The organism is Magnetococcales bacterium (assembly GCA_015232395.1).
Classification (GTDB): Bacteria; Pseudomonadota; Magnetococcia; order Magnetococcales; family JADFZT01; genus JADFZT01.
Genome location: JADFZT010000113.1, coordinates 1 through 10,779, shown reverse-complemented (window position 1 = coordinate 10,779; position 10,779 = coordinate 1). Strand labels below are relative to the sequence as shown.

The window sequence follows — 10,779 nt, the reverse complement described above, 5'->3', positions numbered from 1 at the left end:
CAAACAGCACGCATCTGGGACGCAGAGTCAGCTAAAATAATCGCTACTCTCAAGGGACACCAATCTGGGGTCTCATCCGCAGCTTTCGACTCAAAAGGAAAACGCGTCGTCACAGCAAGTCACGATCAAACAGCACGCATCTGGGACGCAGAGTCAGCTAAAACAATCGCTACTCTCAAGGGACACCAATCTTGGGTCTCATCTGCGGCTTTCGACTCAAAAGGCAAACGCGTCGTCACTGCTAGTTACGATCATACAGCACGCATCTGGGACGCTGAGTCAGCTGAAATAACCGCTACTCTCAAGGGACACCAATCTACAGTCTTATCCGCGGCTTTCGACTACCAAGGAAAACGCGTCATTACAGCAAGTCGCGATGGCTCGGTGCGTATCTGGTGCGCCAAGAGTGGTGAGTGCCTTGAAATCCTGGTCTCAATTGAGGGGGGATGGATGAGCTATCAGGGGGAGGGGGATCAATATCTCTGGGGAGGGGAAGGGCGAAAAATACTCACCTTCCGGGATCTGGAGGAACAAAACACCCTCCCCACCCTGTGGCAGGCGGAGGATTGGCTGCCGGGGGAGAAAGTCTTGTGACCAAAATGGTATCGGCGATTTCTCCCAATTCACTCTGCGAACCAATATCCTGCACCAGCCCCACACGCCCAACTGCCGGATTTAGGATAATTTCGTAGGCGACCAACTCCCACAGGTGCTATCCTGAAAAAACAACCCGAAGGGAGCCCATGGAAATGAAACAGATGCCCATCGCCAAAGCCCCAGAGCAAATGACCGAAGCCATCAACCAAGCTGTGGAGAGCCAGGAGCGGATCATCCTGAACCGGGATGGAAAAGAAATCGCCGCCATCATCCCCATGGCGGAGTTTCGGCTGCTGGAACGGTTGCTGGAACGACTCGAAGACCAACACGACATTGAAGCCGCTGAAAAAATCCTCTCCGATCCCGATCAAAAGTGGACCCCCCTGGAAGAGGTCATCCAAGAACTCGGCCTGGAAAATGAAATACCGGGTTGAACTCTCCCGCCCCGCCCGGAAGGAGTTGGCCGCCCTGCCCCATCAAGAACGCTTCCGCCTGCTAAAAGCGATCCAATCCCTCACCAATGACCCACGCCCCCATGGCACCAAGGCTCTACAGGGCGCTTACCGGCTGTTCCATCGTCTCCGGGTGGGTAATTTCCGGGTCATCTATCAGATTCATGACCAAACCGTCCTGGTCCAGATAATTCGTATCGCCAGCCGCGGTAAAGTCTATCGAAACCTGCCCCGACCCTCTTGAATCCCCCCCTGTCTGATCACCTGATCACCCGATCACCCCCCCAGCAAGTGCCGCACCCGGGGTAGAAAATCGTGTAGTTCCAGGGGTTTGGTGGCGAAATCCACCGCGCCCAGCTGGAAAGCCCGATCCCGGGTTTCGCTGTCCTTATCTACCGTGATCACAATCACCGGAATTTCCCGCTCCAGGGGGCTTTTTTTCATGGCGTCCAGGAGCTGGAAACCATCCATCCGGGGCATCTGAATGTCGGTCAGCACCAGGTGGGGGCGTTTTTCCCGAATCAGCGCCAGAGCCTCCTCACCGTTGACCGCCTCGAAAAGCTCCGTCTGAAACGGACGCAACGCCTGTTTCAGCATGGTGCGCCCACCGTGATCGTCATCCACCACCACAATTCGGGGCCTGACAAAGGGGAGATAGGCCTTGAAGACAGAGCCTCTCCCCACCACCGAACGCACAGTCAACTGGCCGTTGTGGGCCTCCATGATGTCATTCGAAAAGGGCAGGCCAAAACCCGTCCCCTGCTCGCCATCCGTGCCTGGTGTGGAAACTTTTTCCGATACATTAAACAGCTTCGTCACCACCCCCTCGGGAATCCCCACCCCCTGATCCTCCACCGCGATGGTGGTGGATTCGCCATTGGGAACGAACACCCGGATGGTTTGTCCCCCTTTGGAAAATTTAATGGCGTTGGAGACCAGATTTTGAATCACCTCCCCAAACAGGGTCTGGTCGCCATGAAGCCGGGTGGCACCGGGAACCTCGTTGAGGAGGGTCACCCCTTTCAGCTGGCTCAAATATTCCAGCCGCTGCAAAATTTCCGTGGTGATATAGTGGCCATCAAAAAAACCCTTCTCCAGGGTAATCTTGCCGGTCTTCAGGCGGCTGATGTTGAGCACCTCCTCAATCATCCGGGTCAGGTTGTGGCCGCTCTTGACCGCCTCGCAGATGAGGGATTTTTGCTCCTTGCCCAGAGGATTTTCAGTATCTTCGGATAGATATTCCAGCAGCCCCACCATCGAGCTTAAAGGGGAGCGCAGATCGTGGGCCACCAGAGAGACAAACTTATCCTTCAGCCGGGTCGCCTCCTCCGCCTGCTCCTTGGCCAAACGTAACCGCTCCTGGATGCGAATCCGCTCGGTAATATCCCGAATCACCCCCACTGTGCCCACATAACTGCGATTACGCTCAGCCTCCTGAGTCTCCTCCGTCTCGTAAAGCCCGGAGCTATTGACCTCCACATGCACCACCTCTTCGCTCAAAGTCTTGATTTCAGCAGCCTCAGCGGCCTGGCCTGACTTCGACGATAGACGAATCTGCAATCCGGCGGTCATTCTCAAACCCGTTCGCCGCTCATCAAACACCTTCTTTTCCCCCTGGGGGGTGTCCGGCCCATGCTCGGCGATAACCTCCTCCCGACTGGACCTGGGGATATCGCTCTGGTGAATAATCTGGCTGAAATGCTGGCCGATCAGCTCCGACTGGTGAAACCCCAACCGCTCTACAGCCTTGTTGAGAAAGGTAAACAGGCCGTTGTCGTCGATCTTGTAGACGATATCGGGAATGGTCTGTACCAAACTGCGAAACCGCTCCTCAGAGGCGGAAAGCTGCTCCAGGCTCGCGGTCAGTTTTTCGTTGATCTCATAGAGTCGGCTGTTTTTTTGTACCAACTCCCGGTTGGCGTGACGCAAGGAGAGCTGGGTTTTAACCCGGGCTTCCACCACCGGGGGGCTGATGGGTTTTTGGATATAATCCACCGCCCCCATCTCCAACCCCTTGAGTTCATCTTCCACCTTGGCTTTGGCGGTGACGAAAATGATTGGAATATCCTTGGTGCGGGGGCTCTCCTTCAAACGGCGGCACACCTCATAGCCATCCATCTCCGGCATCATGATATCCAACAAAATCAAATCCGGCTGAGGATCCTTGGCGGCAAGCTTAAGCGCCAGTGCACCATTAATCGCCGGGCGCACCATATAGCGATCTCTCAAGACCCCCTTGAGCACATCCAAATTTTCCGGGGTATCATCCACCACCAGGATCGAGGGTTTGGCAGGTTGGTTAGCCATCGTTTTGCTCCACATCCACTCCGAGTTCATCCATCCAACGTATCAATACTTCCAGACACCCTTCAAAATCATACTGCTCCAACAAACCCGTCACCTCATCCAACCGTGCAAGCATCGCAGTCTGGCCGACCTGGGTGCGAATCTCCGACAGGGTCTCATCCACATCGGCATCATAAATGGCCAACTGCTCTTTGGCCTTCTGGAAAAGCGGCGTCAATGCCACCAGATCCACCGCCCCACCCCCTTCCCCTTGGGTCTGCCCATCCGGCGGTGCCTCCGAAGGACTCTTGTCCAGAGCCTCCCCAATGCCCTGAATCAACCGACCCAACTCCTCTGCCACCTGGGCCTGCATGGGAGCGCACCCGCTTCGGTCCTTTTCCCGGATCCGTCCTTCCAGCCCCTTGGTCAAAAGATGAAGGGATTGAGCGCCGATCGTGCCGGAAACGCCTTTGAGGGTGTGGCTCAAACGCTCAGCCAAAGACCAATCCTCCCCCTCCAGGGCCCGGGCAATCTCCTCCGGGACTTTTTGCTGATTTTTGCAAAACTTTTTCAGCAGTGAAAGATAAAGCTCGGCATTTCCTCCGATGCGCTTCAACCCCAGCCGGGTATCCAAGCCCGGAATGTCAAGATCACCAGCGGGACTGGCCGGGCGGCTGCCAGAGGGAGCCGAATCAATCGGGGTAAAGGGGATGGGCTTGGCCGGGGTGATCCATTTGGCCAGGGTTTCGAACAGCCCTTCGGGATCGATGGGTTTGGTGATGTGATCCTCCATACCCGCCTCCAGGCACCGCTCCCGGTCCCCAGCCATGGCGTTGGCGGTCATGGCGATGATGGGCAAACCATCAAAGCGCTGCTCTGCGCGGATTCGCCGGGTGGCGGTCAAGCCATCCATCACCGGCATCTGCATGTCCATCAACACCCCGTCCAAAGGCTCCTGATGAACCCGATCCAGTGCCACCTGGCCATTTTCAGCCAGAACAACTTCTATGTTGGCCTTCTCCAGCAGCTCCCGGGCTACCTGCTGATTGATTTCGTTATCCTCCACCAGCAACAGCCTGGCTCCGGAAAGCGCCCCCATCCGCTCCCCGGCCAGATGAACTTCCATCCGGCTCCGACTGGAAGAGACATCAGCATGACCAAAGGCCTCCATGATGGTGTCAAACAGCAGGCTTTGGTTGATGGGCTTGACCAAAAATCCATCCACCTGGGACACTTCCGTCGCCTCACGCACCACCTTGTCGTTGCCATAGGCGGTAGCCATGATGATGACAGGAATCTTTTGCAGATCCACACCGCTTTTGATGCGTCGGGCGGTCTCAATGCCATCCATCTCAGGCATCATGTAATCCGTCACCACCAGATCAAAAGGCTCCTCCATCATATCCGCCTCCTGCACCCGCACCAGGGCGTCTTTGCCATTCACCGCGCCAGAAACCTGAAAACCAAAGGAGGTCAAATATTCGGTAATCACCTTGCGGGCGCTTTCATTATCATCCACCGCCAGCACCTTGAGCCCCCGAAGATCAGCCGTCACAACGAGGGGCTTGGTGGTTTTTTTGGTGGCGAGACCAAACCAGCCATCGAATATGAACTGGCTACCCACCCCCGGTTCACTCTCCACCCGAATCTGCCCACCCATCAACTCCACCAGCTGCTTGGAAATGGTCAACCCCAAGCCGGTGCCACCAAACTTTCGGGTGGTGGAGGCGTCTGCCTGGGTAAACGCCTGAAAAAGCTTCGCCGCCGCCTCTTTGCTCATGCCGATGCCGGTATCCCGGACGCTAAATTGCAACCGGACGCGATCGGCCTCCTTTTCCAACATTTCGGTGACAATCCCCACCTCTCCCCGCTCGGTAAACTTGACCGAATTGTTGGTGAGGTTGGTGAGCACCTGCCCCAGACGCAGGGGATCCCCGATCAGATGAACGGGAATGTCCACTGCGGTATCGATCAGGAGTTCCAGCCCCTTTTCCTCTGCTTTGATGGCCACCACCGTGGCCAGATCGCTCAACACTTTTTCCAGGGTAAAATCGATGGATTCCATCTCCAGCTTGCCCGCATCGATTTTGGAATGATCGAGAATATCGTTGAGTATTCGCAAAAGGGCGTTGGCGGAGCTATGGACCTTGTTTAAATAATCGGACTGCCTGGAAGAAAGAGGGGTCTGCAGGCAGAGATGGGTGAGGCCGATAATGGCGTTCATGGGGGTGCGAATTTCGTGGCTCATGTTGGCCAGAAAAGCCCCCTTGGCCAGAGCAGCCGCCTCAGCAGCCTCCTTGGCCTGAATCAATTCCGCCTCCATGCGTCGGCGCTCCACCGCCACCTGTAACACAAAAGCCAACTGGTCGATCATCTCCCGCCCCATCTCCCCCACCTCAACCATCTCAGTGAGGGGGATGACCGTCACGCCGTTGATCTGGCCACTTCCCGGTGCGAAAAGGGGAATGACCAACACCGTTTCCGCAGCTTCGGGCCCCAACCCCGATCCGGAAAGGTTCCAGCACTCAATGCGATAGTTGAAAGGGTTGGTTTTGACCCAGCTGGTGCGATCCCCCTTGAAAATGGCATCCAGAAGAGGGGGTAAGGGAATCACATCGCCATTAAAGCCATTTTCCAGAGTCAGGTGCAGGGCCTTATCCTCCTGGGGGACATAAAATTCCAACGCCTTTGCGGGTAGCAGGCGTTGGCTGATCTGCAACAAGATAACCGCGATATCCCGAAAATCACGGTGCACCACCATGGTCTGGTTGATATCCCGCAATATCTGGTTGAGCTTGGAGAGGCTCATAATATCGGTCTCTTCCCCGGCAATGAGATAGAGACCACAATCGAGCTTGCGCAGCTGGCGAACGATGGGGCTGATCAGATGTTGGGGAATGATGGAGCCGTGTTGTGGGGCGATCAGGGAGAGGGGTTTTTGGGTCAGTTTATTGAGGGTGTGGGCCAAAATCTCCCGGGAGGGGATATAGTGCTCGTGAAAGGGCTTCAACGCCTCAAAGTGGGATTCATCCTGAGCCAACAGGGAAAATCCCTCGGTAAATCCCCCAAAAATATCACTGGAAAAAAGCACCCCGGTATTTTCATCGAAAGTACAAAATGCTCCGGGAAAGTGGGCATAAGGGGTAAAGATAAACGATAAAATCCGCCCCCCCAGATCAAGCTGCCAATCGTTCTCCTCCACATGCCAGAAAGGCATATTGAGGGCCAAATGTTTCAGCAGCACCCCCCCTCGCCAATGGGTGACCAATACCGCATCAGGCCGATTGATCATCCGATCGATCATGGCCATGGCCCCGGTGATGTCCGGATCCTGATGGTGGCAGATAAAATATCGAATCTTCGAAAAGGGGATGATCTTTTCGATTTTTTGTAGAGTGTGGCCAAAGGTGAGCCGGGAGCCGGGATCGATCAGCACCGATTGATCCCCGTTTTCGATCAGATAAACATGGCATTGAAAGGGATCGTCCGGCTGATAATAACCCACCCACCAGATACCCTGGGCGATTTCAATGGGCTGGTCTGGGGTACCTGAGACGATATTTTCCAAATAGACCATTTCAACGGCTCTTTGGTTAAGGGTTTTTTTGACTTTTCCCAGCGACCGATTCCCTGCCAGACAATCGGTATAAACAAAACCGATCAACTATAGCACAGGTGTAATCCAATCCACCCCCCCACACGCCAACGACCTCTGACCATTTTCAGGGATTTTTTATACTGAAATATCGCGGACTGAAAACCCTGATCCAAGTGTACGGGTATCGCTGCCATCGGCATGGCTCAGCCAAAGGATTTCCGCTATATTTCCATCAGGCTGACAAAAATTAAGACAAAATCCCTGGCAAATGATCACACCAGGCACGGGGGGCGCCGAACCAACGATCCGATGGCCTCCCCATCACTTTCCACCCCGTGGAAAAACCATGTCCAACCCAACTCCCCTGGGCCAATCCCGACACGAGACCCAAAAACGGCGTCTGTGGTCGGATCTGCTCCGGGTTCTTTTCCGAATCAATCCCGGTGAAGGGGAGCGGGTCGGGTTTATGTTGGCCTACTCCATCGCCTTGATCGGTGGGGTGATGATCACCGGCCAGATGATCACCCGCTCCTTTTATTTGAGCGCCCTGCCCAAGGAAGCGATCCCCTTCAAGTTTATTCTTCCCTCCATCGCCATCGTCGTGGCAGTGGCCCTCCACAGCCGTCTCACCCGACGTTTTCCCCTGCCCCGGGTCATTCTGGGCTCCTTTCTGGTCATTCAACTGGCCGCCCTGGGATTTCGTTTTTTATTGGAAACCGACCTTCAGAATCAGATGTGGTTTTTGCTGCTCATGACGGTCTTTTTCGACACCATCGGAGCCATCGGCATCATCCAGTTTTGGACTTTTGCCGGAGAGCTGTTCAACACCCGGGAGGCCAAACGTCTTTTTGGCATCATCGCCGGAGGCAGCGCCATCTCCTCCATTCTCTATGGGGGGGTGATTGGTACCATGGCCCGGGAGCTGGCCACCAAGGATCTGATCTTTTTTATCGTTGGCAGCCTTCTGATAACGGCACTCTCGGTAGGACACCTCTCCCGCCGCTACTGGGATCCCCCGGAAATCGCCCATCCCCCGCCCAACCCCACCCAGGAGAAAAAAAACGGTCTGGTCCAGGATCTATCCCAAGATCTGGCGGAAATCCGCCAGGAGCCTCTGGTCATGGTGATGGGCATTCTGGTGGTGGTGATCGCCATCACCAGCTATATCACCGAATATCAGATGGACCTGGCCCTGAAGGAACATTATCTGGATGACAGCCAGGGGATGGTCATCTTTCTGGCGCAGCTCAGCCTGGGCTCCGGGATCCTGGCGGCGTTCATGCAGTTTTTTCTGGCCGGGCGGTTCATGGAGCGTTTTGGCGTGATGGCCGCACTCTCTTTGCTCCCCTTGTTCATCGGCCTGGGCGGGATGGCGATTTTGGCGACTGGGGGAGCGCTCTGGGCGGTGACTGTCTCCCGGGTGGCCATCCATGTTTTTCAGTACACCATCAACGATTCCGCCTTCAACATGCTTTTTCTACCCATCCCCCAGCGGGTGCGCTCCAAGGTAAAAGCAGTGTTGGATGGTTTTATCAAACCCCCGGTCATCCTCGGGTTGGGGATCGTCTTTTTTCTCGCCAGCCAGTGGCAGGATCTCTCTCTGGTGCTCTGGTCCGTGCCACTCCTGGGTTTTGTCCTCTACTGGTTTACGCTCCTTTTTCGCGCCTCCCGGATGTATGTGCAAACCCTCTCCGACAGCATCGTCATGCGGCGCATGGCGCTGATGGATGAGGTGGTGGATCTCAACGACGATACCAGCGCCCGGGTGTTGCGCCAGGCCCTCCAGGAAAAAAACCACATGCGGGTGCTCCACGCCCTCACCCTGGTGAGAGAGGTGGAGCAGACCGATTGGAGCCACGAAGTAGCCCCCCTCACCCGACATGCCAATATCGATATTCGCGTGGAGGCCCTGCGCTATCTGGGTGAACGCCAGGCTGAGGCACATCTGGAACTCATCCGGGAACATCTCTCAGCCCCCCACGAGACAGAGCGTGGAGCCGCCATCACCGCTCTGGCCCGAATCCGCCTGGAAGGGGGACTTCACGAGCTGGAACCCTTTCTCAAAGAGGCCCCACCCCGCATCCGGGGAACAGCCGTGCTCTGCATGATTCAATATGGGGGGCTTGGGGGATTGCTCAAAGCGGGCAATGAACTCAAAGGCATGCTGGAAAACGAGGCTGCCCAGGAGCGCCGGATCGGCGCTTGGATCCTGGGAGAGCTGGGGGTGGAATCCATTGCCGATGCCCTCACTGAACTCCTGGCCGATCCCGACCCCAAAGTACGCCTGGAAGCGATCCGGGCTGCTGCCAAAATCGCCTCTCCCCTCTTTATCGAACCCCTCCTGCCCCTCCTCTTTCAACCGGTCACCCGCAGCCTCGCCACCCAGGCGGTGGTGGGTTCGGTGTGCCGGGATATCGGTCGGGTGGCGCACATGTTGGCAGACAGCAAGCTCCCCCTGGCCATACGGGCGGAGCTACCCCGGGTGTTGGAGTTGAACGCCTCCCCCCGGGCTTTGGAGATATTGGTCTCCCGCCTGGATGAACCCCACAATCTGATCCGTTCCAACATCTATCAGGCGCTCTTCAATCTCCACCGCAGCGGCTACCGCCTGCCTCTGGAGGCCAGCCATCTGGAAAAACGGCTGGTGGATGAGTTGACCATTGCCTACAACCGCCGCCTGCTGCAAATGGATATCCGTCTGGAGGGGATCCGGGATCCCCTGCTGGTTGAGGCTGTCGCCATGCGCTCCATTCAGGATCACGACCGGTTGCTGGCTTTGCTCGCCCTGCGCCATCCAGACCTCCCCATCCAGGATGTCAGTGAAGCCCTTCGGGGAGGGGACGACCGCCGTCGCGCCAACACCCTGGAGCTGATCGATAATGTAGCCAGCCGCCCGGTCAAGGAGCTTTTGATCCCCTATATCGTCTCCTCGGATCTGGCGCTTTTGGCCATCGCCCAAAAAAAATTGGCCCTCACCTCCCAGCCCCTGGTGGCCCGCCTGGGAGAGTTGACCGCTGCCGAGGATCCCTGGGTACGCAGTGTCACCGTCAAATGCATCGCCGATCTGATCTCCCTGGGCCAAGACCGACTGCGCAAATTACTCCCCAACATGATGCAAGCCAAACAGGATCAACACCCCCTGGTGCGCAAAACCGCCAGGTTTGCTTTGGAACTCATTCTCCTGACCGACAAGGAAGCCGGTATCGATCCAGAGGCCTTCCTGGCCGAACCTCCCGGCTTCGATGACGAACAAACCCTGATACCCGATACCCTGTGCGGCATCTTTTCCAGCCCTGCGAGGAGATTTGAAATGTCCCTCTCACCCCTTGAAACCGTCCTCTTCCTGAAAGGGGTCTCCTTTTTTGAAGCGGTCCCCGGAGAGGAGATCGCCACCATTTTGCCCATCACCCGGGAGGTGCGCTTCCAACCGGGAGAAAGATTTATCGAACAAGGGGAGCCGGGAGAGAGCCTCTATATCGTGGTGGAGGGGGAGGTGGATATTTTGGTAGATGAAAAGCGCCAACCGGATCGAATCACCCGCAAGGGTATCATCGGTGAACTGGCCATCCTCTCCGGCAGCCCCCGGGCCGCCACCTGCCAGGCCGTGGACAAGGTAGTAGCGCTGATGATTCGCAAAGCTGACTTTTGGGAACTCTTGCGCGAACGGCCGGAGGTCTCCATCGGGGTGATTAAAAACCTGCTTAAATATCAGGGAGAAGAGATCAGCCAAAACCAGAATGAAGCGGAGTTTGCCCGTAACGTGGCTTAATATAGTCAATCCAAACCAAAATCGGACAGAATCCTCCAAGAGCCAAAGACAAGGCCAAGACCTTGAGGGCTCCGCCC

At 56.2% G+C, this 10,779-nt stretch carries 6 protein-coding genes; 4 read left to right on the top strand and 2 right to left on the bottom strand.

Features of this window, described 5'->3' with window-relative positions; genetic code table 11:
* From HQL52_18850 to HQL52_18840, 3 genes are all read left to right on the top strand, one after another.
* Positions 1–594: WD40 repeat domain-containing protein (locus tag HQL52_18850; protein MBF0371504.1), on the top strand; the 594-nt coding region annotated here is incomplete at its 5' end.
* A 155-nt stretch (positions 595–749) separates the two neighbouring features.
* Positions 750–1,031: a type II toxin-antitoxin system Phd/YefM family antitoxin gene (locus HQL52_18845; protein ID MBF0371503.1), complete on the top strand. Its 282-nt coding sequence runs from the start codon at positions 750–752 to the stop codon at positions 1,029–1,031.
* A complete protein-coding gene (locus tag HQL52_18840; GenBank protein MBF0371502.1) occupies positions 1,015–1,293 on the top strand; it encodes a type II toxin-antitoxin system RelE/ParE family toxin in 279 nt (92 codons plus the stop codon). Before HQL52_18845 ends, HQL52_18840 begins: the two co-directional genes overlap by 17 nt.
* Positions 1,294–1,325: 32 nt before the next feature.
* Here the strand turns inward: HQL52_18840 and HQL52_18835 are convergent, their stop codons facing one another.
* A complete protein-coding gene (locus tag HQL52_18835) occupies positions 1,326–3,386 on the bottom strand; it encodes a response regulator (protein ID MBF0371501.1) in 2,061 nt (686 codons plus the stop codon).
* Complete coding sequence (locus HQL52_18830) at positions 3,349–6,912, bottom strand: response regulator (protein MBF0371500.1); 3,564 nt, start codon at positions 6,910–6,912, stop codon at positions 3,349–3,351. The genes HQL52_18835 and HQL52_18830 overlap by 38 nt, the downstream gene beginning before the upstream one ends.
* Positions 6,913–7,279: 367 nt before the next feature.
* On the opposite strand from HQL52_18830, the gene HQL52_18825 reads away from it, so the two are divergent.
* On the top strand, positions 7,280–10,702 hold the full coding sequence (locus HQL52_18825; protein ID MBF0371499.1) for a HEAT repeat domain-containing protein: 3,423 nt from the start codon (positions 7,280–7,282) through the stop codon (positions 10,700–10,702).
* The last annotated feature ends 77 nt before the right edge of the window (positions 10,703–10,779 follow it).

What these genes read in the sequence shown, in the direction of transcription:
- HQL52_18825 (MBF0371499.1), top strand. Translation starts at nt 7,280, where the DNA reads ATGTCCAACCCAACTCCCCTGGGCCAATCCCGACACGAGACCCAAAAA.
- HQL52_18835 (MBF0371501.1), bottom strand. Translation starts at nt 3,386, where the DNA reads ATGAACTCGGAGTGGATGTGGAGCAAAACGATGGCTAACCAACCTGCC.
- HQL52_18840 (MBF0371502.1), top strand. Translation starts at nt 1,015, where the DNA reads ATGAAATACCGGGTTGAACTCTCCCGCCCCGCCCGGAAGGAGTTGGCC.
- HQL52_18845 (MBF0371503.1), top strand. Translation starts at nt 750, where the DNA reads ATGAAACAGATGCCCATCGCCAAAGCCCCAGAGCAAATGACCGAAGCC.
- HQL52_18830 (MBF0371500.1), bottom strand. Translation starts at nt 6,912, where the DNA reads ATGGTCTATTTGGAAAATATCGTCTCAGGTACCCCAGACCAGCCCATT.